Source organism: Nocardia tengchongensis, assembly GCF_054781395.1.
On record NZ_BAAGUM010000001.1, the window covers coordinates 161,694 to 185,312 of the forward strand.

A 23,619-nucleotide genomic window follows, 5' to 3' on the forward strand; every position below is an offset into this window, starting at 1 on the left:
CGCGCGCCGGGCGTCTATCGAAGGGAACACCCATGATCCGACCTCGCACGATCGGCGCGAGCGTGATTCTGGCCGCCGCCTTGACCTTCGGGGTCTCGCCGGGCCTCGCGCTCGCGGTCGATCCGCCGGTGGCGACCGGCAATGTCCTGCTCGATCCGGCAGCACGTTCATTGAACCTGTCCGGCGTGCAGAACGCCCGCGACGCCGGTGGTTACCGGACCGCGGACGGTCACGTCGTCCGCACCGGTCTGGTATTCCGCACCGCCGCACTGGGTTCGGCGACCACCGCCGACATCGCGTCGCTGGCCGCGCACAACGTGGTCTCGGTGCACGATCTGCGCACCGGTTACGAGCAGTTGCTCGCCGGCGCCGACAAGATCCCCGCCGGAGCGACCGAGCACCATGACGACGTCCTGGGCGGGCTCTCGCCGCTATCGGGGCTGAGCACGGCGTCGTCGGCGGCGAACGCGTATCCGCAGTTCATCACCGCTCCGGGCGCGAACGCCGGCTTCGCCGACGTGATCCGCGACATCGCCTACAACAACGGCGGTGTCCTGTTCCACTGCACCGCGGGCAAGGACCGCACCGGCTGGGCGGGTGCGGTGCTGCTGACCCTGCTGGGGGTCGACAAGGACACCGTCTACTACGACTTCATGCTGTCGAGCTACTACCGCAACGCCGCCGCCGGTGATGTCAACAACGGTGTGACCACCGCCGAGCTGGATTCGGCCTTCGCCCAGGCGAATACGACCTACGGCAGCTTCGCCAACTACGTGAGCAACGGCCTCGGGCTGACCGCCGCCGATATCGCGGCGCTCAAGGCCAAGATGCTGGCCTGACCGAGGATCGACGCCGAGTGGCCCGTATCCGATCGGGTGCGGGCCACGATTCGTATCGCACAGCGCCGGTTCGACTTCCGTCGACTCCGGCGGTAGCCGCTCAGCCCGCGACGAGCCCTATGCCGCGGCCGATATCGGCGAGGGTGGAATCGAAAAGGACGTCGGGGTGCGAGATCTGGATCGGGTAGTTGCCGAAGACCTCGAGGGTGACGTGGCCGTAGAGGCGGGCCCAGAACTGGATCATGACGTAGCTGACGCCGAGGTCGAGCTTCTCGGCGGGGAACTTCTGGCCCGAATCGGCCAGGACGCGCAGCAGTTCGGTCTGGAACTTGATGAGGTCGTCGCGGAGTTCCGGCGGGATGAGCTCGGTGGGGGTGGTGACGACGGCGTAGTCGGTGAGCAGGCGGCCGGCCGCGCCGAGGAAGATGCGGCCGACGGGTTCGCCGAATTGCTGCATGGCGCTGGTGATTCCGGCGGTCACCGGGGAGGCGAAGACCAGGGTGAATTCACGCGAATGGGTCAGCGCCCAGCGGCGGAAGCCGCGGCAGATGGCGAAGAAGCGGGTGCCCGCGTCGTCGGGCAGGCCCTCGACGGCCGCCTCCAGATCCTTCGCCAGATCGAGGCAGACGTCGGTGCGGACAGCGGCGACCAGGTCGTCGCGCGATTCGTAATACCGGTACAGCGCGGGAGCGGTGATGCCCAGCTCCCGCGCGATGGCCCGGAGCGTGATCGCGTCCGGGCCGTGGTCGACCAGCAGTGACCGCGCGACGCGCCGGATATCGGCGTCACTGACCGCCGGCATTCGGCCGCGTCGGCGAGGTTCACTCAAGTTGACTCCAGATTTCGAGATGAACGGGGCCCCAGGTTGGTTACGAAAAGCTACCTTGTCCGGGGCCGAGTCGCTCACTCGTAGGCGACTTCCCAGCTCTTGATGCCGTTGAGCCAGCTCGAACGCAGGCGGACCGGCTCGGAGAGCTGACGGATGTTGGGCATCACGTCCGCGATCGCGTTGAAGATCAGGTCCAGCTGCAGGCGGGCCAGGTTGGCGCCGACGCAGTAGTGGGTGCCGGTGCCGCCGAAGCCGACGTGCGGGTTCGGGTTGCGCAGCACGTTGAACTTGTACGGGTCCTCGAAGTGGTTCTCGTCGAAGTTGGCCGCGCTGTAGAACATTCCGATGCGCTGCCCCTTCTTGATCGAGGCGCCGGAGAGCTCGAGGTCCTCGGTGGCGGTGCGCTGGAAGGCGATGACCGGGGTGGCCCAGCGGACGATCTCGTCGGGAGCGGTGCGCGGACGCTGCTCCTTGTAGATCTCCCACTGATCCGGGTTGTCCACGAACGCCTTCATGCCGTGCGTGGTGGCGTTGCGGGTGGTCTCGTTGCCGGCCACCGAGAGCAGGATCATGAACCAGGCGAACTCGTCCGAGGCCATCGACTCGCCGTCGAGGTCGGCGTGCAGCAGGGTGGAGGCGATGTCGTCCATCGGGCAGGCGCGACGCTGCTCGGCGAGGTTGTAGGTGTAGCCCATGACCTCGGCGGTGGCGACCTTGTGGTCACCGTTGAATTCGGGGTCGTCGTAACCGATCATCTGGTTCGACCAGTCGAAGATCTTGCCGCGGTCTTCCTGCGGGATGCCGATCAGCTCGGCGATGGCCTGCAGCGGCAGCTCGCAGGCGACCTGCTCGACGAAGTTGCCGGAGCCGTTCTTCTTGGCCTCGTGCACGATCTTCTCGGCGCGCTCGCGCAGGGCGTTGCGCAGCGACTCGATGGCGCGCGGGGTGAAGCCCTTGGAGATGATGCGGCGCAGCTTGGTGTGCCGCGGCGGGTCCTGGTTCAGCAGCAGGTAGCGCTGCACCTCGATCTCTTCGCGGGCGATGTCGCCGTAGAAGCGGATGACCGCGGTGTTCTCCTCGGAGGAGAACTGCTCGGGGTTCTTGGAGATCTCCTTGATGTCATCCATCTGGGAGATGGCCCAGTAGCCGCCGTCGTCGAAGCCGGTCAGGCCATCGGCCTGCGGCACCCAGAACGGAGCGGCCTGCTTGCGAAGAGCGGCGAATTCCTCGACGGGCAGGCGCGAGGCCAGCAGGTCGGGATCGGTGAAGTCGAAACCGGGGGGAATGGACGGCGCGGACACGGAACCTCCTTTGGAACACGTTCGACGACGAGTGAACCACACCACAGGGCCCTTTGTGAACACCTATTACTAAATAGCGTTCATTTGATCTGTCACCAGTTCGGTTCGGTGCCGTAGACCTGGCGATATTCCCGGTCGAAGGTGCGGCGGCCGAGCAGTCGCCACGCCAGGCGCGCGGGCAGCGGGAGCTCGGCGAGCACCTTGTGCCGATCGGGCGCCGAGGCCGCGTGCAGGAGGAAGCCGAGGAAGACCAATTGGCGGTCCTTGGGCATGTGCGCGCGCCCGCGCTCGCCGAGCGCCCGCCACTCCGGCACGGTCATGACGTCCTGCACGACCGACAGGATGTGCGTCTCCTCCTCGGCCAGATGCTCGTCGAGGGCGGCCGCGAGCGCGGTCGCGGTCGCGGCGAACCGGTCGCGCGCCGCGGGCTCGGCCGCCGTGGCGAACTCGGCCGCGTCGCGCAGCGCGCGCGTCGACAGTTCGGCGATGCGCTCGTGCTGCTCCTCGAGGCGCAGGATCAGGGCCGAGGCGGCCGGGGCGCGTTCGAGCAGCAGCGGCCACATCAGCTCGTCCTCCCCGGTGTGATGGCTGTGCAGCCCGGTGTTCAATTCCTCCAGGAAGCCGGTGAGCAGGCGGGCGCGCTCGACATCACCCGCGGCGACCCCGGCCACCAGGGCGGGCAGGGCGCGGAAGTGCCGGCGAAAGGCGTTGTGCACGACCACCATGTCGTAGGTGTCGGGACGGGCGTGGGCGGTGTCGGTGCGCATGGGCTGCTCCTGTCGAGGTCGGATACTGCGACGAGAGTGCTTCGGGGCGCTTGGAATCGACTCGAGGCGGACTTGGCGGCGGCCGTCCTAGAATTGCCCGATCATGGTTCGGATTCGGGTACTCGGGGCGCTGACCGCGTCCGGTGAGCGCGGTGAACTCGATCTCGGCGGGCCGCGGCAACGCGGTGTGCTGGCGCGGCTGCTGGTCGCCGGGGGCGAGGTGGTGCCGGTCGATCGGCTGATCGATGACCTGTGGCGCGGTGAGCCGCCGCCCCGGGCGCTGGGTTCGCTGCAGGCCTACGTATCGAATCTGCGGCGGCTGCTGGAACCGGATCGCGCGCCGCGCACACCGGCGACGGTGCTGATCAGCCGCGCTCCCGGGTACGCGCTGCGACTCGACACCGCCGAGGTGGACGCGTGGGCGTTCGGCGCCGACCTGGACGCGGCTGCGCGACTGGACGATCCGCGTGCCCGGCGACGCGCGCTCGAACAGGCGCTGGCCGCCTGGCAGGGTCCCGCGTACGGGGCTTTCGCGCAGGAGTCCTGGGCGAGCGCGGAGGCCGTGCGACTCGAGGAGCTGCGGTTGAGCGCGCGCGAACAGCTCGCCGCGGCGCTGCTCGAGCAGGACGAACCGGCCCTGGCGGCGGCCGCGGCCGAGGTGCTCTGCCGCGAGCATCCGTTGCGGGAGGAGGCGTGGCGGCTCACCGCGCTCGCGCGCTATCGCGCGGGCCGTCAAGCCGACGCGCTCGCGGCGCTGCGGCAGGCGCGCGAGGTGCTCGCCGACGAGTTGGGCATCGATCCGGGACCGGCCCTGGCGAGGCTCGAGGCCGACATCCTCGCCCAGCGAATCCCGGTGCAGGAGCGGGTGATCGCCGTCCCCGAGCCGCCACGTGATCAGGTTCCGGGTCCGGCGTCCCCCGAGTTCCTCGGCCGCACAACCGAACTCGCCGCCCTGCACGCGGCAGCCGCGGCTCCCGGTCCCCGGACCGCGACCGTGGTGGGTGAGGCGGGCAGCGGCAAGTCCTCGCTGCTGCGCCGCCTGCGCGACGACCTGCGGGACGCGGGTTATCGCGTGGTGCTGGGTCATTGCCCCGAGGACGAGGCCGCACCCTCGGCGTGGCCGTGGGTCGAGATCCTGCGGGCCCTGGCCGCCGATCACGACCCCGCCGAACTCGCGCCCGCGCTCGCTCCCCTGCTCACCGACGCCGCGGGCGCACCCGAGGCCGACCGCGCACACAGCCGGTTCCTGCTGCACCGCGCCGTGTGCGACTACCTCACCGCCGTGGCGGCCGAGGGGCCGCTGGCGATTCTGTTCGACGATGTCCATCGCTGTGATGCCGAGACCGCCGCCTTGCTCGCCGCGGCCGCCACCCGGGCGCCGGTGTTCGTCGTGATCGGCTACCGCCCCGATGAGTCGCCGCCCGCGCTGACCACCGCCCTGGCCGGTCTCGCGACCACGATCCGGGCGCGAATCCAGCTGCGCGGCCTGGGAATCGAGGACAGTGCCCGGCTCGTCGCCGCGCTGACCGGGAGCGCCCCGGCGGACTCGGTGCTGGAGACCCTGCACGAACGCACCGGCGGCAACCCCTTCTATCTCACCGAGATCGCCCGGCTGCTGCGCAGCGAGGGTGAGCTGGTCGCCGCGTCCGAGGTCCCCGAGGGCGTGCGAGATGTGCTGCGCCGCAGATTGTCCCGCTTGCCGGAGACCGATGTGGCACTGCTGCGCCTGGCGGCGGTGATCGGCCGTGAGTTCGATCTCGCGGTGCTGCTGCGGGCCGCGGAGGTGGGTGAAGAGGACGTGCTCAACGCGGTCGAGGCGGGCAGTGTCGCCGGACTGCTCGACGAACCCGCCAGCGGCCGTGCCCGTTTCACCCACGTCCTGGTCCGCGACACCCTGCTCGGGGATCTGTCGCGGATCCGCCGCGACCGCTGGCATCGCCGGATCGGGGCCGCCCTGGAGGAGATCGCCCCGGACGATCTGACCGCTCTGGCCCACCATTACGGCGAATCGGTGACCCCGGAGACGGCGCGGCGGGCCGCCCGCTACGCGGTGGCCGCGGCCGAACGAGCCGAGCGTCGCTTCGCCTACGACATCGCCGCGACCGGTTACGAACGCGCGGTCGCCGCGCTGGAGCGACTCCCCCGCGACGAAACCGTCGACGAACGAGTCGCATTGCTGGGCAAGGCCGGTCATGATCATCTGTCCGCCGGGTCCACGCTCGCCGCCCGAGCCGTCCGCGACCTGGCGGTGCGGCTGGCCGAGGATGCCGATCGCCCGGACCTGGTGGTGCGGGCCTTCACCGCCTGGGACGCGCCGACCCCCTGGATGAACCGGCAATACGGCGTGGTCGAACATCCGATCGTCGCCCGCTTGGAGAACGCGCTACGCTTTCCGGGCCTGTCCCCGGCCGGCCGCTGCCGTCTGCTGGTGGCGCTGGTCGACGAGATCGGCGGCGAGGCAGGCGAACAGGCGAGCCCGGCGGCGGCCGAGGCCGAGCGGATCGCCCGCGAACTGGGCGACGACACCTTGCTGGCACCGGCGCTGCAGGCCCGGTCCTCGCTCTACGACACCCCGGATCGCGGCGCGCTGGGCACCGAGCTGATCGAGGTCGGGCGGCGCACCGGCGATCACAGGTATCAGCTGCTGGGCCACACCATCGCGTTGCAGGCCGCCGCCTCCGCCGGGGACCTGGCCGCGGCCCGCGCGCATCTCGAGGCGACCACGGTGCCGGCCGACCGCTATCAGTGGCGGCAGGCCCAGCTGGCCAACGCGATGGCGCGCGGGCTGCTGGCGCTGGCCTCCGGTGACCCCGACGACGCCGAGCGCCATTACCTGCGCGCCGGTGAATTGCTCACCGGCACAGGCATTATCAATGCGGACGGCATCGTGCTGATGGCCATCTTCACGGTCCATCTGGGCCGCGGGCGGCTGGCCGAACTGGCGCCGGTGTTCACCACGTTCATCGAGCAGGCCGACGCGGTGTCGTTGGACGCGGTCGTCGACTTCCACGCACTGGTCCTACTCGCCGCCGGTGACCGTGCCGCCGCCGAATCGACCTGGCGCCGAGCACAACCCGTCCGGCACGACCTGTTCCGCTCGTTCTTCCTCACCCTGCGCGGCATGGTGGTCGCGGAGTTGGGCACACCCCACGAGGCCGCGACGGTCTACACCGAGCTGCTGGCCTACCGGGGTCGTCTGGGCGGCGCCGACACGGGCGCGTATGTCGTCGGTCCGGTCGATATCGTGCTCGGCGATCTGGCGGCCCGGCATGGCGAGGCCGTTCTGGCCGTCGAGCACCATCGCGCCGCGTTGGATATCGCGCAAGGTTGCGGAAACCCAGCGTGGATCGCCGCCGCCCGGGCGCGCCTGCGCGACTGACCGGTCACTGGTCGTCTACAAGTGAGTGGCGCGACCGTAGTGCTCGACCGTCCGACCCGACAGAGGAGCCCGCCGTGCCCGACATCCGCCGCACCGCCAACGAGCTGTTCCTGAAGACCTCGACCACGATGCACCGCCGCCTGCTCGACGTCACCGCAGGCCGCCTGGGCACCCGTTTCAAGAACATGCCCACCCTGACCCTCACCACCACCGGCCGCCGCACCGGCCGCCAGCACACCGTCGTCCTGACCGTCCCGGTCGTAGACGGCCCCCGCTACCTCATCGTGGCCTCACGCGGCGGTGACACCATCTCCCCCGCCTGGTTCCACAACCTGTCCGCCGACCCGTCGGTGGAAGTGTCCTTCCAGCACGGCCCTTCACAACCCATGACCGCCCGCGTCCTCCCCGCCGCCGAGCGCGAGGCTCGCTGGCCACAGGTCGTACAGGCCTACCCCGGCTACGCGGATTACCAGAAGCGCACCACCCGAGTCATTCCCCTGGTCGAGCTGGCCCCGCACGCCGAACACTGATCGGCGTTCAGCGATTCGTCATGTGTTCAGAACGGTGAGGGGACAACCGATCTCATCGATGACCGTGTTGCAGAAATGGATTCGGAACAGCCAGGACCCTGCTGCCGCCCCGGCGAACCCCTCACTCAGAAGGCATTCCACTTCTGCTGGCGGTCGCCCCCTCGCATGCTCGTGACCCGGTGCCGGAATTCTGCCGCGTGCCTGTCGCTCAGGCCTACGAGCTGCATGAGCCACGTGACCATGGTCAGTTCTCGGATATCGCGCAGTAGCGGGTAGTGGGGTTGTTCGGTGACGTCGTCGCCGTAGATTTCGGTGAACCGGTGGTAGTCGGCTGCGCCGAGGTCGAAGCGGTCGACGGTCATGGCAATTGTTGTTGTGTCCCATGCCTTCGGGCCGAACGCGACGACTTCGAAGTCACACAGCAGCGGTCCGGTCGAGGTGGGGATGACGTTGCCCTGGTGGGCGTCGCCGTGAATGACGCCGAGGTCGGTGAATTCAAGCGACTGATAGCGGGTGCGCAGGTCGTGGTAGAGGTCGGTGAGGAACGCGACGTCGGCGGGGTCGGCGCTCCCGGCGTCGGCCAGGCGACCGGGGACCGCGGTGAATGGGTCGAATGTCGGCAGTGGGAAGTCTGGAGCCGGTAGCGCGTGGAATTCTCGCAGTAGCGTGGCGAGTTGGTCGATGGTCGCGGTGCCCTCGGTGTCGGCGAGGTCCCAGTAAGTGACGACACGACCATCGACCCGCACCAGTTGGGGAAGATTCTCCGCGATCCGGACGGCGGGGAAATCGTTGCGGGCCAGCCAGCGGGCGACGGCGAGTTCCTTCTCGACGCGCGAGAGGTTGGCGTCGCTGCGGGCGATGCGGGCGATGACGCCGGCGGCGGGGAGGGCGTAAATCGCATTCTCGCCGATGCGGATGAGGCGGGCGTCGCCGATCGGTAGACCGGATTCGAGCGCTGCGAGTCGCAGTGCGCGGGTGGCGGATTCACTGGTGAACGCGGACGATGTAGTGCCGGTCATGGGATCGAGCGTATCGCTGTCGCGCGCCGGGTCGACGGGTTGGAGCCCGAGCGCTGCTCTGCGGGCTGCGACCATGCCACGCCATCGTCCGACAACGCTGTCGGTGCCACCGATCCATTGTGGGCCGGCGTGGTCTGGATCGGGTTCGATGCCGGCGAGGTGGCGAACGATATCGACGAGGTACCGGTACTCACCGTCGCTGGTGGATTCCTCCAGGGAGGCCAGCGCTGCACGGAGTTCGGGCTGCTCGCCCCGGATGGCGTGGTGGTAGCAGACTGCGAACCGCAGGTAGGCGAGCGCGGAGCCGAGCCCTGCACGGGTGTAGGAGTATTCGAGTTCGGCGGCGTGCCCGGCGAGCCCGTTGTCACTGCCCGCCGCTTGCAGCAGCACTGCGGTGGAAACCTGCGCCTGGGACCAGGTTTGGTTCAGTCCATGGAGCAGTGCGTTGGCGAGGGCGATCTGGCTGGTGGCACGGGCGGGATCGTCGAACGCCGCGGCGAATGCGAGACCGGCTTGGGCGAGGGCGGCTGGGCCGGGCTGATCCTGGTCGAGTGCGACCTGCCGGGCAGCGTGATACGCGGAGCAGGCGAGGGTGATTTCGCCGTGGACCCACCACAGGTGTCCCAAAGCGCGGAAGTAGTGGGTGTCGTGGTCGAGCGCTTCGATCGTGGACAGCGCCTCGGGGAAGTCGCCGAGGTGACGGGCGATGTGCGACAGTCCGCGTAGTGCTTGCCGGGCAAGAGGACTGTCGCCGACGGCAACATGGCGCATATTGTCCGCGGACTCGCGATAGAGGCCGAGGTGACGTTGATTCTCGCCGAGGTAGTAGCGAGTGAGGTCTTCCACGCTCGGCGGCAACCCCGCTATCGACAGCACCGCGGACAGCTCGTCCACGCTGTCGCGGCGATGTGCCCGCTGCCCGAGTGAGATCGCGTGCAGCGTACGCGCTATGGCTGCGGCTGCCCCGTCGCTGTCCGGGGCGGGAAGCGCGAGAGGTTCCCAGATGGATTCCAGGACATAACGCCATGCGGACTCGAGCAGCCAGCTGGGTTCGAGGTCGAATTCGCAGGCCAGCCACAACCCTTGGGTGAGACATGCCATCAACTGTCGCCGCGATCGGTAACCGGAAGCTGTGGGGACTTGGTCGCGGAGAGCCGTGAAGGTCGATTGCGCGGCACGCCGCCAGTCGGCGGGCGACCACCGGTCTTCGGTGGCGGCGTCGGCGGCACGGACGGCGGTGCGAAGCAGTTCATGGAGCCGGTAGGGCCAGGGGGATTCGCGGTCGTTGGTGATGAACGGTCGCTCCACCAGGTTCAGGGCGGCGGAGTCCCGGGGTAGTCGGGATGCGGTGGTAGCCAGGTCGATCGAGAACGCGTCGAGCAGACTCACCGTCCTGAGGACGGTCCGCTCGTCCGGAGAGAGGTCCCGCATGATGCGGGCGACGAGCGCCGGGAAGTCGCGCTGGAATTCTTCGGGCCCGGGGGCCGCGCCGGTGCGAGCGAGGACGTCCTGGAACCGCATCACCGCGAGGTCGAGGTACAGCGGAAGACCGTACGAGCGAGTTGCTATCTCCGCGCGCACATTATCGGGGATGACGGGTCGGCCACTGCGGGTGAGGCGTGTACGCAGGTAGTGGTCGCGATCGGAGTCGGAAAGGTATCCGACGAGGTGCTGGCGGGGCTCGGTGGCGGCGTCGCCCGCCAGGTTCGGCCATCGGTGGGGCCCGGTCCAGTCGAGCTGGCCTTCGAGGCGGGTCTCATCCCACTGCAGCCGATTGCGGCCGGTGATGACGAACAGGGCGTTCGGCATCAACCACACCATGCGCTGATACAGCTTCTCCACGTCCCGATGTCCACGTTCGGTGATGTCTTCGAAGGTATCGAGCAGGATCACCGGCGTCGCAGCATGTTTCGCGGGAATCTGCGCGAGATCCCAGGCGAGCAGGTGTGGAAAATAGGACAGCGTATCGATGTCTTGTGGCGCATCGAGGAGGTCCGGCAGCCGGGTGCACCGCGACAGTGCGCGGACCTTGTCGTGGCGTTCCCGCAAGGCTTTCGTGAGACCGGTGACGAATCCGAGTGCGCTCGCACCGACCGCGCTGGGCAGTTCGACCGCGCCGGACAGGTCTTCCATCACCGCGCGGAGGTCCTCGGGGACGGCGGCCTTCTCCGAAAGTCGGCGTAGCAGCCCATGCCGATGCAGGTAGCCTTCGAGCGGTTCGCCGGGGTGGTTGATCTCCCAGTAGCATCGCAACGCGATGTCGAACGCCCGCAGCGGGCGCCCCAGCCTTCCCAATGCCAGCCGGACCGCCAGCAGCGCGTCCTCGAATCCGACGCCGCCCTGGCGTGCGAGGTCGATGCGGACCGGCAGCAAGCGTCCGATCTGGTCGGGGATGGGAGACCAGAAGGTCTCCGCGCCACGGGCTCCGGTGACACCGAGGTGGGTTTCGAGGCGTTGCGAGAAGGTGGTCTTCCCGATCCCTCCGACACCGTAGAACACCAGAACGTTCCGGCGCGGGCACGCGAAATCATCGATTCGGAAGTGACCGTCCCGCTGGTCGTTGACGTGGGTGACCAGACTTTCGGCTACCGCGGACCATTCGTCGTGGCGATTGGTGAAGACGTCCACGGCGGCGATGTCGTCCCCACCGGAGCTGAACAGCGATCGCAGATCAGACGAGCCGGACACCCTGTACCCCCCACCGACGGCGACCGTGTACCAACGCCTACCGTAGGACCTCGACTATACGGCAGCTCGCCGGTTCTCGACGATCCAATTCCGCTTCAGCAGAACATCATTCACGATCGAGAACTCCAAACTGGACCGTCGCATTCGCCACCGATCACGCCGGCGAAATGGGCGACGTCCAGCTACCGCGCAGTTTGATTTGCCATGCGTTCCAAGGAGTCCAGGCGCAGGGCCTCGTCGGTGATGCCGACCAGCAGGACCGGGTCGAAGTGGGCCACTGTGTCGAGCAGCGTGTACCAGGGGGCGGAGCTCCAGGCTTCGGCGAGGAGGCGGCGGATGGTGCGGCGGGCGGCGCCTTGGTGGCCGGGTGGCACGTCGGGGTAGGCGTGGACCAAGGAGTCGGCTATTCGGGTCAGCAGGACGCCGCGAATCTCGGGGGCGGCGGCGCGCGCGATTTCGAGGGCGTGGTCGAGGGCGTTGATGGCGAGGGCGGCGTCGATCAGGGGGGTGATCGCGCGGTCGTGTGCATCGGATGAGGTGATCTCATCGAGCAGGGACGTTGCCGCTGACAGCGTTGACCTTGCACGCTCGGCCGTTCCGGTCGCCGCCTGCGCCGGGATGACCGGTGCCAGGGCGCGGATTCGGTGACCGGGCAGCGGAATTCGATCGCAGAGACGCAGCGCGTCGAGTTCTCGACCCGCCCGGACCAACGCGGCCGCGGCTTCCCGGTAGGTGACGGACAGGGCGTAATCGTCGGTGAGGTCCTCGGCGACGGTCAGCGCCTCGTCGACCGCGCCGGTGCGGGCCATCGAGCTCGCGAGCATGGCTGTCACGCGCTGCTGGGCGAGTGCGGGCATCCACTGGCAGGTCAGTAGCCTGGTCACGGCTTCGGCATCTCCGACCGCCGCCGAAAACAGTGCGCGGACAATGCGATTGGCCAGAACGTCCGGCGAATCACCGGCCGCGACGGCTAGCTCGGCATCGTCGCGCACGCGCGCGAGAACCAGGGCGGTGAGCTCGCTGCCGCCTTGTTCGGCGATGGTTCGCAGCGCCACAGCGGTCTGCGCGGCATCGTCGAGCAGCCCCGCGACGGCGGATGGTTCGGTCCACAGCCCTCCGGTCGCGGTCATCCCGGCAGTCAATCGGACCGGAGCGAACGCGATCCGGTGGATCAGTTCGCGGGCCGTGTCCGGCTGCTCCGCGTCGGCGAGCACCATCACGAGACCGGCCAGGCCCCGGGCCAGACCGTCGATTGGTTCGATCGATCCGTGGTACACCGTCACGAGCTCGTCGATCAGTTCGCGCACACTCTCGACCGAGCCTCGGGCCAGCAGCATCCGGACCAATTCGGCGACCGGCGTGTGCGTGTCCGACACCGGCTCACCGCTGAGCCGGTTGGTGGCGAAGATCGTGGTGAGAAAGTGCCTGTCCGTTCGCAGGTAGCCCGCCCCCGCCCGGGAGGCGGCGACGCGCATCGCGCTCAGCGTTCGCTCGAGGAATACGTCTATCTGTCTGCCGGATTCGGATGCATGCGCCCCGAGATGGATGAAGCTCAGGAATTGATGGTCCTTGCCCGCGACCCGCTCGGCCACCACGACAGCACGGGTCTTTTCCCCCGCAACCGCCAGCGCCCGCACCACGCTGTACAGCACGACATCACGCTCACGAGGGTCGGTGCGCTGATACGCGTGGAGTTCGATCTCCGCGGCGAGGCGCCGGGCGTCCGCGGTCCGATCGGCCGCCAGCAAGGCGGACAGCGCCCGGCTCGATACCGCGAGTCCGCTTGTCCCCCTGGCGAATCGCCGACCCAGTGCGACCACGCGATCCGCGTCCCCGAGCGCGACGAGGCACCGGGCCAGCTCGACGACCGCCGCCTCGATGTGACCCCAGGGGTAGTCGACGATCCCGCTGATCGCGTCGTCGAAGGCGACCTCGTACCCGGTGTTCGCCGCCTCCAGCTCGGCCCGCCAGCCTTCGACACCGGCCAGCACGGCATCGACTTCGGCGCGCAACATGTCACCGAATCCGGCCGCGACCATGTCATCGGCGATAGCGGACAACAGTCGTGCGCGGACCACCTGGCTGACGACTTCCCCGAGCTCCGACCGAATCGATCGCACGTAGCCCTCGGCAGTGTCGACGTTCCCCCGCTCCGCCAATGACCGTGCGATTGCGGCGAGGGCCACCATCCGCACCACGACGGATTCGGAGTCACCCGACAACTCGTCCACGCGTTCGTATTCGCCGATCGCCGCGTAGGCGCGCACCGCGAAACGCAGCACATCGTCACGCTCGGCACTGCTCACCCACACCACGTGGCGGTCGATCTCGGCCTTCGCCGTATCGATGGCCGCGAGCCGGCCGGCCTCGGTCCAGGCGGGAATCAACCGAGCCAGCACCCGAACCCGATCCACGGGCGTGGTGATCTCGCCGGCCACCCGTTCCGCGCTCTCGAAGTCGGGGACGGCGATCAAGGCATCGACCAGGCGGCGCAGGTCGGCTCCGCCCACGACCGCGGTCTCCGACTCACGCAGCGAGTCGATCAGTTCCCGATTGTGCTGCGGGCGGCCCTGCAGCAATTGGGTGGCGACGACGCCGATCCGCGCCCGCGAGCGGCGACTCGGATCGAGAATGCCGTCGGCGAGCCGCCGTCCGCGAGCGAGTTCACCCAGGGTTGCCAGGGCGGCGGGCAATTCGAGGGGGATGTCCCGCCCGCGCTGGGTCAGGCGGTGCCGCCGCAGGGCGAGCTCACCGACCGCGACCAGATCCGGATCCCGTTGCTCCAACCAGATTCCCGACACGGTGGCGATCTCGGTGCGCGCGATCTGGTCGCTTCCGGAGAGCAGCAGTAGCCGATCGTGGCGCGCGGTGTCGAGGGCGAGCGCAGTCATCCGTGACATGTCGCCCTGCCTGCGCAGCATCGAAAAGTACCGGGTGAGCAGGAATGTCGGTGTCTCGACCGGCCAGCCGCGGTCGCGGTAGCGTTCGGCCCAGGTGTGGAAGCGCTGCCGGTACTGCTCCATGAGCGCGCGCCCGAGGGTGGTTTCGGCTTCGCGTTGCAGTGTCTCGTGGGCGAGCAGGTAGACCTGGGCGGGTCCGAAACGGCTGGTCCGCACCCGGAAGGTCCGTCCGGTGACGCCCGACAGAATGGCCTCGATCCGGAACGGCGGCCAACCGGTCAGGTCCTCGAGTTCGGTGCCGGTCAGTCCGCGGGCCGCGGTGACCAGTCCGAGAATCTGCTGATCCGCGTCGGAGCGCTCGAGAATCCCCCGCAGCTCGAGCTGTGCGGCATCGCGAATGTCGAAGGCTTTCGCGGACGGTCCGAGTTCGCGACGTCGGCAGTGCCGCAGCGGATGCGCGGCGGGAACGTCGAGCGGGAGCCCCGGATTCGGGCGGCCGGCGACGATGACCCGCAAGCCCGGCCCGGGATTCTTCGGTAGCAGCGAGGCGATGCTGGTTCGGCCCCGGTCCTCGTCGAGTCCGTCCACCAGCAGCACGATGCGCTGCCCGGCGTCCGCGGCCCGTTCGGCGGCGACCGCCAGCAGGTGGCGGCGGAGCGCGTCGCGACCGCCCGTCGTGCTCGCGACGGTGGCGGCCTGGTCGGGCAGCAGGGCCGAGAGTTGTTCCAGCACAGCGTCGGTGAAGGCCCGGTAGTCGTCCTGGTCGGCCATCCGCGAGGTGATGAAGAACGCCACCACTCGGACGTCCGGCGGCGGGTTCAGCGCGAACCAGGACATCAGAGCCGTCTTGCCCGCCCACGGTCCCGCCTGCCACCACACGTACGGCCGGTCGCCGCGGCAGAAGTCGGCGAGTTCGGTCAGTTCGGCGTCGCGATCGGCGAGTCCGTCCGCGGGTGCGATGTCGCGGATCTGCGCCATGTACACGCTGGTCGCCGCGGATGGCAACCCGGCGGGATGGCTGCGGCCGGTCCAGCGCGGGTTCTCCGCCAGGGCCAGCTGCCCGGCTGTCCCGCGTTCCAGGGCTTTGGGTTTGGGCAGGTTCGCGGCGGGCAGCCGGTCCCGCAGTTCGCGGTAGAGCAGCGACATCGTGAGGTAGCGGTCGTCGGTCGCGGTTCCGGTGCGGAGGGTGTCGAGCAGCATTCCGGTGAACGCGGTGCGTCCGCCCTCGCCCTTGGCGCGGGCGAACTTGGTCTTCTCGTCGGTGGCGGTCAGCACGAACGCGCCGTCGATGTCGGTGGCGGCGCGCAGCGGCTCACCGTCGATGGCGAGAACGTCACGTCCGAAGGCTCTTCCGCTGTGGCAGCAGTCGAGGATCACGACGACGGGCCCGCGGGCGTTGGCCTTGATCCGGGAGCGGACGATGGGGTAACCCAGCGCCGTCACGTCGGCGTCGTTCGCCCGGGAGCCGACATGGGTCAGGTGCAGCTGATTGTCGACCGCCACTCCGTGGCCGACGTAGTAGACCAGGAGCAGTCCGGTCGCGGCCTGGGCGGCGGCGGTGACCCGGGCGGCGATGGTCCGGCTGTCCGGCGGATCGAGCACCATCTCGATGTGCTGCTCGGGCAATCCCGTTTCGGTGCACAGGAATTCGGCGAAGTCGCGCAGGCTGCGTTCGACTTCCGGGAAGGACTCGAAGCCCGAGTCCGGGGCGTAGCGCGCGGTCCCGATGAGTATCGCGCGCGCGGCTTCCGGATCAGGAAGCGCCATCCGCCCTCGTCCTTCCCCCGTCCGGCACTGTTCGCGAAGAGTCTGCCACGGTTGGGAAGGCGGCGAGTTCCCTACCGGGGTCCGGGAATACGCCAGGGCGCGCATCATGTGTGCGATGCGCGACCTTGGTTCTCGTCGCTTGTTTCAGTAGGCGCCCTCGCCCCGGGTCACCGTGCCGATCGTCTTGGCGATCAGCAGCAGATCCAAAACCATGGACCAGTTTTCAACGTAGGACAGGTCCAGGCGCATGGCGTCTTCCGGGGTGAGGTCGGAACGCCCGCTCACCTGCCACAGCCCCGTGACGCCCGGCTTGACCAGCAGCCGCCGCCGCATCACGCCGTCGTAGGAGTCCACCTCCCGCTGCACCTGCGGCCGGGGGCCGACGATGCTCATCTCCCCGCGCAGCACGTTGAAGAACTGCGGTAGTTCGTCGAGGGAGTACTTGCGGATGACCTTGCCGACGGAGGTGATTCGCGGATCGTCGCGGATCTTGAAGAACAGCGGGTTGCCGCCGTTGCTCTCGATGAGCGCGTTGATGTGCGATTCGGCGTCGGCGTACATGCTGCGGAACTTGATCATCCGGAAGGGCTGCCCGTCGCGGCCGATGCGTTCGGACAGGTAGAAGATCGGACCGCGGCTGGTGAGCTTCACCGCGAGGGCGATCATGGCCAGCGCGGGGGCGATGGCCAGCAGGGCGGCGATGGCGAAGCAGAAGTCGAACATGCCCTTGCGAATCGACTTCGCACGGTCGTATTGCGGCTTCTCCACGTGCAGCATGGGCATGGACGCGACGACCCGGTGGGTGAGCCGGGTGCCGGCGATGTCGACCAGGCCTGGGGTGACGATGAGTTCGGCCCCGAGTTCGTCGAGTTCCCACGCCATACGCCGGAAGTCGGCGGGTCCGAGGTTGTCGGTCGCGGTCACCGCGACGGTGTCCGCCCCGGTGCGCCGGACCGCGTTGATCACGTCGTGATCGCTTGCGACCACCGGGATTTCCCGGCCGCCGACCTCGAGCACCGATTCCGCCAGCGGTCCTTCGGTGCGGGTGCACACGCCGATGACCTGATAGCCGGAGTCGCGGTCGAGGGAGAAGGCCGCCACCATGGCGCGCGCCGCCTCGGGACTGCCGACCACGAGCATGGCGGTGCGGTAGGCGCCGCGGGCTCGCCGGCCCGCGACCCAGCGCCGCCAGATGCGCCGCTCCACCATGAGACCGATCATCCCGAGCGGAAGCGCGATCGCCAGATAGCCGCGGGCGATATCGATCCGGAGGAGTAGCGAAACGATAGCGATCCCGCCGAAGAGCTTCAGGGAGGCGGCCACCACGCGTCGGTATTCCTCTGTGCCACTACCGATCACCCGTGGTGAGCGGGTGCCGCTGAGGGTCAGCGTGATCGACCACGCCAGCGCCAGCACGGCGGACACCATGGTGTAGCGAACCTCGAGCGGGAGCTGGGAGGCCAGTGGGGGTTCGGCACCGGATCCGCCGAAACGAATCCATTGAGCGAAACCGACGGATAGGATTAATACGCAGAGGTCGCTGATAAATAGCCGACTCGCGTAATCCGCTTGCCAGCGTTCACGATCCGAGCGCGGCTCGGGACGCGGTGGCCGGGATACGCGCACGGCGCGACCGGCAAAAGTTTCGTAAGACATGAAGCGAACGCACCTCCCCCACGGGAGAACTCGGTTCCGATCCCCGCTGATCAGTTCCACGACCAGGCTGACGCCGGCTTCCCAAGGGCTTTCAGACCATGACAACCGATGATGCCGCCGGGTCTTTCGGCGGCCAGATGCCGAATGTTACACACCCCAGGTGTCATGTACGACGAATCTTGGTCCGGCTCAACGTTTCCAGAAAGTAACGGGTTGTAAGACGACCAGTTTCTCGCCCCCACCCCCCTATTTCCCCTATTCGCAAAATCGCAGGTTGCTCTACGCAACACACACCGTGTGAGCTGGTCGAAACCCTTGAGGCGCAAGGCACGACGGGTTGCCGCCCGTACGCCCGGTTCTGCGGGTCGCAGAAATCCAGTTGTCTTGGCACCATCGGTCGTCGTCGAGCCCCCGAGCACATCGCAATCCTGTTGTAACGTATGGCCGGACCGAGCCGACCCACTGGTCATCCGGCGCTGCGCGGGCGGCCCGGACTCGGTGAAAGGTGGGGAAACTTCGTGCAATGCCGTCTTTGTGATTCCGATCGACTATTGAGCGTTCTCGATCTGGGCGCGACACCGCCCTGCGAGAAATTTCTCACCGCCGACGAGCTGGACCTGCCCGAGGCGACATATCCGCTGCATCTGCGGCTCTGCGAGAACTGCCTGCTATTGCAGATTCCGGCGCTCATCACCCCGGAAGAGACATTCACCGAATACGCCTACTTTTCATCATTTTCGGACAGCTGGGTTCGGCATGCGAAACTGTTTGTCGAGCAAGCAATCGGACAGCTAAAACTGAACGACAATTGTTTCATAATTGAGGTGGCGAGCAACGACGGTTATCTGCTGCAGCACGCGGTGGCCGCCGGCATCCCTTGCCTGGGCATCGAGCCGTCGGTGAATGTCGGTGCGGCAGCACGGGACAAGGGCGTTCCCACCGAAACCGGGTTCCTCGACGAAGAGCTGGCCGCCCGGGTGCGGGCCGAGCACGGACCCGCAAACCTGGTGGTGGCCAATAATGTCTATGCCCACATCCCCGACCTGATCGGCTTCACCCGCTCGCTGCGCGCACTGATGGCGCCCGACGGCTGGCTCTCGATCGAGGTGCACCACGCCTTGAATCTGGTGGCGCTGGCCCAGTTCGACACCATCTACCACGAACACTTCCAGTACTACACGCTGCTGTCCGCGCAGCGCGCCCTGGCCACCGCCGGGCTCGAAGTGGTGGATTGCCAACTGATCGGCACCCACGGTGGCTCCCTGCGCATCTGGGCCCGCCCGGAGGGCGTGGGCACACCCACCGAGCGAGTCGCCGAGGTGCTGGGGCTCGAGGCGGACGCCGGACTGCACGAGGTCGCGGGCTACCTCGAACTGCGCCCGGATACCGAGCGCGTGCGCCAGGATCTGCTGCGATTCCTGTTGGAGGCCAAGGCCTCCGGCAAGCGGGTGGTCGGCTACGGCGCCCCCGGCAAGGGCAACACCCTGCTCAACTACTGCGGTATCCGCACCGACCTGCTCGAGTACACCGTCGACCGCAACCCCTACAAACACGGACGGTTCACGCCCGGCACCCGGATTCCGATACACGAAACGGAGCGGATCGACGCCGATCGCCCCGACGTGGTGCTGGTGCTGCCCTGGAATCTCGAGCGCGAGATCACCGCGCAGCTGCGTCATGTCATCGAGTGGGGCGGCGAGCTCGTCTACCCGCTCCCCCATCTTCATCATGCGACGCTCGACGACGCCGCCGCATCCACACCTGCCGAAAGGTAAAGCTCGTGAAGGTCGTCCTGTTCTGCGGCGGTTACGGCATGCGCATGCGCAACGGAACCGAGGACATCATCCCCAAGCCCATGCAGATGGTGGGCCCGCGCCCGCTGATCTGGCATGTGATGCGCTACTACGCGCACTTCGGGCACAAGGACTTCGTGCTGTGCCTGGGCTACGGGGCCGCCCACATCAAGAACTTCTTCCTGACCTACCAGGAGTCGGTGTCCAACGACTTCGTCATCCGGGGCGGCAAGGTGGAGCTGCTGCAGTCCGATATCAGCGACTGGACCATCACCTTCGTCGACACCGGGGTGGAGTCGCCGATCGGCGAGCGGCTGCGCCGGGTCCGCGGCCACCTCGAGGGCGAGCCGTACTTCCTGGCCAACTACGCCGACGTGCTGACCGACGCCCCGCTCGACGAAATGATCGGCCGATTCCAGGAGTCCGGCGCCGCGGCCTCGATGATGATCGTCCCGCCGCAGTCCTCGTTCCACTGCGTGGACGTGAACTCGGCGGGCGAGGTCAAGAACATCACGCCGGTGTCGCAGCTGCCGATCTGGGAGAACGGGGGCTACTTCGTGCTGACCCCGGAGGTCTTCGATCATCTGCCGGTCGGCGGGGATCTGGTGGAGGACGCGTGCGGCGCGCTGGCCGCGCAGGGCCGGCTGTTCGGCTATCAGCATCACGGCTTCTGGAAGCCGGCCGACACCTTCAAGGAGCGCGCCGAGCTCGATACCGGCTATCAGCAGGGTGATCGCCCGTGGATGGTGTGGGAGCGACGCGGCGCATGATCCGTTTCGACACCGGCGAGATCACCGAGATCGCGCTGCTGGGGGCCCACTGCGACGATCTGGCGATCGGCCTGGGCGGCACGCTGCTGACCTTGGCGCAGGCCGCGCCGGGGCTGCGGGTGCGGGCGCTGGTGCTCACCGGCGCGGGCACCGAGCGGGCCGAGGAGGAGCGGGCGGCCCTCGAATCCTTCTGTCCCGGAGCAGATATCGATCTGACCGTGCTCGACCTCCCCGACGGCTACCTGCCCGCGCACTGGGTCCGGGTCAAGGACGCGGTGGGCACGCTGGCCCGGAGCTGTTCACCCCAGCTGGTCTTCGCGCCCCATCGCGGCGACGCCCACCAGGACCATCGGCTGCTGGCCGAGCTGGCGCCCACGGAATTTCGCGATCACCTGGTGCTCGGCTACGAGATACTCAAGTGGGAGAACGACACTCCGCAGCCCGCGGTGTTTCATCCGCTGCCCGCGGGGCAGGCGGAGCGCAAAGCCGAGCTGTTGATGAAACACTATCCCTCGCAACGCGATCGGGACTGGTTCGATGAGCAGTCCTTCCTGGCCTTGTCCCGGCTGCGCGGGGTGCAGTGCCGCGCCCGGCACGCCGAGGCGTTTCTGCTCGAGAAGGCCACCATCACTTTCGGAGGTGCTTAGTCATGCGGGTGCTCGTCACCGGACATCAGGGGTATCTGGGGACGGTCATGGTGCCGTTCCTGCAACAGGCCGGCCACGACGTCACCGGTTTGGACATCGGCTATTTCGCCGAGTGCGTGCTGGGTGACGCCCCGCCCGCGCCGCCCGCGATCCAGGCGGACCTGCGCGAGGTGACCGTCGACCAGCTCGCCGGTTTCGACGCGGTGGTGCACCTGGCGGCGCTGTCCAACGATCCGCTGGGCGCGCTGGCCCCCGAGATCACCTACGACATCAACCATCACGCGTCGGTGCGCCTGGCCCGGCTGGCCAAGGCGGCCGGGGTGCGCCGGTTCCTCTACGCCTCCACCTGTTCGGTCTACGGCGCGGCCGGGAACGACCTGGTGACCGAGGACGCGCCGCTGCGTCCGCTCACCCCGTACGCGGAGTCCAAGGTGCGGGTCGAGGACGATGTGGCCGCCATCGCCGATTCGGGCTTCTCCCCGGTATTCCTGCGCAATGCCACGGCGTTCGGCTTCTCGCCGCGTCTGCGCGCCGACATCGTGCTCAACAACCTGGTCGGGTACGCGGTGCTGACGGGCGAGGTGAAGGTGCTCTCCGACGGCACGCCGTGGCGGCCGCTGGTGCACGCGCAGGACATCGCGCTCGCCTTCGCCACCTGTCTCGAGGCGCCGCTCGAGGCCGTGCACTGCCGCGCCTACAACGTGGGCACCGAAGCCAACAACCTCACCGTCGCGCAGATCGCGCAGGCGGTGGTCGACGTGGTCCCGGAGTCCACGCTGGCCATCACCGGCGAGAGCGGCGCGGACCCGCGCTCCTACCGGGTCGATTTCGGTTACGCCCGTAAGGAACTGGGCTTCGAGGCCCGCTGGAGCATTCCCGACGGCGCGGCCGAGCTGTATCGCGAGTACACCGAGCGCGGCCTCACCTCCGAGGCCTTCTTCCAGCGGTTCACGCGCCTGGCGCATCTGACGTCGCTGCGGGAGGCCGGGGTGCTGGACGGCGAACTGCGCCGGATCAGGACCGGGGTGTGAGGTGATGGGTGGCGAGCAGCTCGCGCCACGACCCCGCGCCCGCGTCGCGCTGCGACACCACGGTCACCGGTTCCGGCCAGGCGATGGCCAGGTCGGGGTCGTCGTAGGCGACGCCGAGGTCTTCGGCGGGATCGTGCGGGCGGTCGATGCGGTAGCAGACGTCGGCCGCCTCGGTGAGGGCCTGGAAGCCGTGCAGGAAGCCCGGCGGCACGTACAGGTGCCGGAAGTCGTTGTCGTCCAGCAGGAAGGCCCGCTGTTCGCCGAAGGTGGGCGACTCGGGCCGGATGTCGACGAGCACGTCGTGCACCGCCCCGTGCGCGCACCGCACCAGCTTGGCCTCGCCGCGGCCGGAGCGCCCGTGCAGGCCGCGCACCACGCCGCGGCGCGAACGCGACTGCGAGTCCTGCACGAAGCTCGCGGACAAGCCCGGCGTACCCAGGTGGGCGTCGAATTCCGCGGCGTCGAAGGTTCTGGTGAACAGACCGCGATCGTCGCGGAACGGTTGCGGGATCAGCAGCAGGACGTCGGCGAGGTCGGTCGATTCGATACGCACCAGGCCATGCTGCCATGAGCGGCGCGGAGCCGGGCGGCATCGACGCGGCGCCGCACCGCTGTCGCGGCTGCGGCCAGGGCCCGCTGATCCGGGTGCTGGATCTCGGGAAAATGCCTGCGGCGGACGACTTTCCGAGCCTGGACATGCCATCCGGCGCGACCGAGGCGGCGCACCCGCTGGCGATGGACCTGTGCGCTCGATGCGGGCTGGCGCAGCTGGCCGAGGACGACACCGTCACCGCCGAACCGCGGGGCGTGGAGCCGCAGGCGTTGCGCGTTCAGGCCGCCGACGCGGTGGCGCGGGTGGCGGCCGGCGGGTGGCTCCCCGGCGGCGGCACCGTGCGCGAGTTCGGCAGCCCGCACGGCGGCAGCTGGCTGCCGCTGCTGACCGAGCGCGGCTACACCCCGGTCGAGGGCCCCGCCGACGTGGTGATCGACTGTTTCGGCATCATGCACGAACCCGATCAGCGGGCGGCTTTCGCGCGGCGCGCGGCGGCCCTCGCGCCGGGTGGCGTGCTGCTGCTGCAATTCCACTCGCTGCACGCCATCGTGCGGCACGGGCAGTGGAACGCGTTGCGGCACGGCCATTTCGCCTACTACTCGATGGACGCGGCGCGGACGCTGCTGCGTTCGGCGGGCCTGGCGGCGGTGACGGCGTGGGAGTTCGACCTCTACGGCGGCACCGTGCTGGTGGCGGCGGTGCGTGCCCCCGCCGACGCGGACCCGGTCATCGCGCGCATCAGCGCCGCGGAGGCGGCCGTCGCCGACCCGGAGGCGGTGCGGGAACTCCAGCACGCCGCCGACCATCAGGCACGGTCGCTACGGACCTGGCTCGAAGCCGAACTCGGTTCGGGCAGAACCGTTTACGCCTACGGCGCGGCATCGCGAGCCGTTTCCCTCCTGCACCTGGCGGGCGCGCACCGCGGACTCCTGACCGGGGTGGCCGACGCCTCCCCCGGCAAGCAGGGCCGCCGCATGCCCGGCACCGACATCCCGATCATCTCGCCCGCGGAACTGGTTGCGGCGCAGCCTGATCGGGTCCTGCTGACGCTGCCGGACCTCCTGCCGGAGGTGTCGTCCCGGTGGCCCGAACTCGACGGGAAGTGGGTGATCGACGTGCGAGAATCGCTATGAAACCCAGCAATTCTCGC

The 23,619-nt window shown here is 68.6% G+C and carries 15 protein-coding genes; 8 read left to right on the forward strand and 7 right to left on the reverse strand.

Annotation, left to right across the window (positions count from 1 at the left end; all coding sequences use genetic code 11):
* Positions 1 to 32: 32 nt before the first annotated feature.
* Entirely contained in the window at positions 33 to 839 is an 807-nt protein-coding gene (locus ACYVKL_RS00780; protein ID WP_379170151.1) for a tyrosine-protein phosphatase, read from the forward strand.
* Between the two features lie 100 nt (positions 840 to 939).
* On the opposite strand, the gene ACYVKL_RS00785 is transcribed toward ACYVKL_RS00780, so the two are convergent.
* The 3 genes from ACYVKL_RS00785 to ACYVKL_RS00795 all read right to left on the reverse strand — a co-directional run bounded on the left by ACYVKL_RS00785 (position 940) and on the right by ACYVKL_RS00795 (position 3,736).
* Positions 940 to 1,641, reverse strand: a complete 702-nt coding sequence (locus ACYVKL_RS00785; RefSeq protein WP_213555016.1) for a TetR/AcrR family transcriptional regulator — start codon at positions 1,639 to 1,641, stop codon at positions 940 to 942.
* A 101-nt stretch (positions 1,642 to 1,742) separates the two neighbouring features.
* Positions 1,743 to 2,969, reverse strand: a complete 1,227-nt coding sequence (locus ACYVKL_RS00790) for a cytochrome P450 (protein WP_357200872.1) — start codon at positions 2,967 to 2,969, stop codon at positions 1,743 to 1,745.
* A gap of 92 nt (positions 2,970 to 3,061) precedes the next feature.
* Positions 3,062 to 3,736, reverse strand: coding sequence for a hemerythrin domain-containing protein (locus tag ACYVKL_RS00795; RefSeq protein WP_357200875.1), 675 nt, complete (start codon positions 3,734 to 3,736; stop codon positions 3,062 to 3,064).
* Positions 3,737 to 3,839: 103 nt separating this feature from the next.
* Between ACYVKL_RS00795 and ACYVKL_RS00800 the strand changes: the two genes are divergently transcribed.
* Both ACYVKL_RS00800 and ACYVKL_RS00805 read left to right on the forward strand, forming a co-directional pair.
* Positions 3,840 to 7,115, forward strand: coding sequence for an ATP-binding protein (locus ACYVKL_RS00800; RefSeq protein WP_379170154.1), 3,276 nt, complete (start codon positions 3,840 to 3,842; stop codon positions 7,113 to 7,115).
* 74 nt (positions 7,116 to 7,189) lie between these two features.
* The gene (locus tag ACYVKL_RS00805; protein ID WP_379170156.1) at positions 7,190 to 7,645 is read left to right on the forward strand and encodes a nitroreductase/quinone reductase family protein; all 456 of its coding nucleotides are present in this window, start codon (positions 7,190 to 7,192) and stop codon (positions 7,643 to 7,645) included.
* Positions 7,646 to 7,770: 125 nt separating this feature from the next.
* Here the strand turns inward: ACYVKL_RS00805 and ACYVKL_RS00810 are convergent, their stop codons facing one another.
* The 3 genes from ACYVKL_RS00810 to ACYVKL_RS00820 form a co-directional block, all read right to left on the reverse strand.
* A complete protein-coding gene (locus ACYVKL_RS00810; RefSeq protein ID WP_379170158.1) occupies positions 7,771 to 11,352 on the reverse strand; it encodes a phosphotransferase in 3,582 nt (1,193 codons plus the stop codon).
* A gap of 182 nt (positions 11,353 to 11,534) precedes the next feature.
* Positions 11,535 to 16,019 (reverse strand): caspase, EACC1-associated type, encoded by a 4,485-nt coding sequence (locus ACYVKL_RS00815; protein WP_379170160.1) that lies wholly within the window; start codon positions 16,017 to 16,019, stop codon positions 11,535 to 11,537.
* A gap of 144 nt (positions 16,020 to 16,163) precedes the next feature.
* Complete coding sequence (locus ACYVKL_RS00820) at positions 16,164 to 17,675, reverse strand: sugar transferase (protein WP_379170162.1); 1,512 nt, start codon at positions 17,673 to 17,675, stop codon at positions 16,164 to 16,166.
* A 518-nt stretch (positions 17,676 to 18,193) separates the two neighbouring features.
* Between ACYVKL_RS00820 and ACYVKL_RS00825 the strand changes: the two genes are divergently transcribed.
* From ACYVKL_RS00825 to ACYVKL_RS00840, 4 genes are read left to right on the forward strand one after another with little or no spacing between them, the layout of a single operon-like run.
* Entirely contained in the window at positions 18,194 to 19,450 is a 1,257-nt protein-coding gene (locus tag ACYVKL_RS00825; RefSeq protein WP_379170164.1) for a methyltransferase domain-containing protein, read from the forward strand.
* A gap of 5 nt (positions 19,451 to 19,455) precedes the next feature.
* Entirely contained in the window at positions 19,456 to 20,238 is a 783-nt protein-coding gene (locus ACYVKL_RS00830; RefSeq protein WP_379170166.1) for a sugar phosphate nucleotidyltransferase, read from the forward strand.
* Entirely contained in the window at positions 20,235 to 20,885 is a 651-nt protein-coding gene (locus ACYVKL_RS00835; RefSeq protein ID WP_379170168.1) for a PIG-L deacetylase family protein, read from the forward strand. Before ACYVKL_RS00830 ends, ACYVKL_RS00835 begins: the two co-directional genes overlap by 4 nt.
* Positions 20,886 to 20,887: 2 nt before the next feature.
* A complete protein-coding gene (locus ACYVKL_RS00840) occupies positions 20,888 to 21,916 on the forward strand; it encodes an NAD-dependent epimerase/dehydratase family protein (protein WP_379170170.1) in 1,029 nt (342 codons plus the stop codon).
* Here ACYVKL_RS00840 and rfbC read toward each other — a convergent pair.
* Positions 21,900 to 22,469 (reverse strand): dTDP-4-dehydrorhamnose 3,5-epimerase, encoded by a 570-nt coding sequence (rfbC, locus tag ACYVKL_RS00845; protein ID WP_379170172.1) that lies wholly within the window; start codon positions 22,467 to 22,469, stop codon positions 21,900 to 21,902. The genes ACYVKL_RS00840 and rfbC overlap by 17 nt on opposite strands.
* A gap of 14 nt (positions 22,470 to 22,483) precedes the next feature.
* Here rfbC and ACYVKL_RS00850 point away from each other — a divergent pair, with 14 nt between their 5' ends.
* Positions 22,484 to 23,602 (forward strand): class I SAM-dependent methyltransferase, encoded by a 1,119-nt coding sequence (locus tag ACYVKL_RS00850; RefSeq protein WP_379170174.1) that lies wholly within the window; start codon positions 22,484 to 22,486, stop codon positions 23,600 to 23,602.
* Positions 23,603 to 23,619 lie beyond the last annotated feature (17 nt).

What these genes read in the sequence shown, in the direction of transcription:
- ACYVKL_RS00840 (WP_379170170.1), top strand. Translation starts at nt 20,888, where the DNA reads ATGCGGGTGCTCGTCACCGGACATCAGGGGTATCTGGGGACGGTCATG.
- ACYVKL_RS00820 (WP_379170162.1), bottom strand. Translation starts at nt 17,675, where the DNA reads ATGTCTTACGAAACTTTTGCCGGTCGCGCCGTGCGCGTATCCCGGCCA.
- ACYVKL_RS00800 (WP_379170154.1), top strand. Translation starts at nt 3,840, where the DNA reads ATGGTTCGGATTCGGGTACTCGGGGCGCTGACCGCGTCCGGTGAGCGC.
- ACYVKL_RS00785 (WP_213555016.1), bottom strand. Translation starts at nt 1,641, where the DNA reads ATGCCGGCGGTCAGTGACGCCGATATCCGGCGCGTCGCGCGGTCACTG.
- ACYVKL_RS00835 (WP_379170168.1), top strand. Translation starts at nt 20,235, where the DNA reads ATGATCCGTTTCGACACCGGCGAGATCACCGAGATCGCGCTGCTGGGG.
- ACYVKL_RS00780 (WP_379170151.1), top strand. Translation starts at nt 33, where the DNA reads ATGATCCGACCTCGCACGATCGGCGCGAGCGTGATTCTGGCCGCCGCC.
- ACYVKL_RS00795 (WP_357200875.1), bottom strand. Translation starts at nt 3,736, where the DNA reads ATGCGCACCGACACCGCCCACGCCCGTCCCGACACCTACGACATGGTG.
- ACYVKL_RS00815 (WP_379170160.1), bottom strand. Translation starts at nt 16,019, where the DNA reads ATGGCGCTTCCTGATCCGGAAGCCGCGCGCGCGATACTCATCGGGACC.
- ACYVKL_RS00850 (WP_379170174.1), top strand. Translation starts at nt 22,484, where the DNA reads ATGAGCGGCGCGGAGCCGGGCGGCATCGACGCGGCGCCGCACCGCTGT.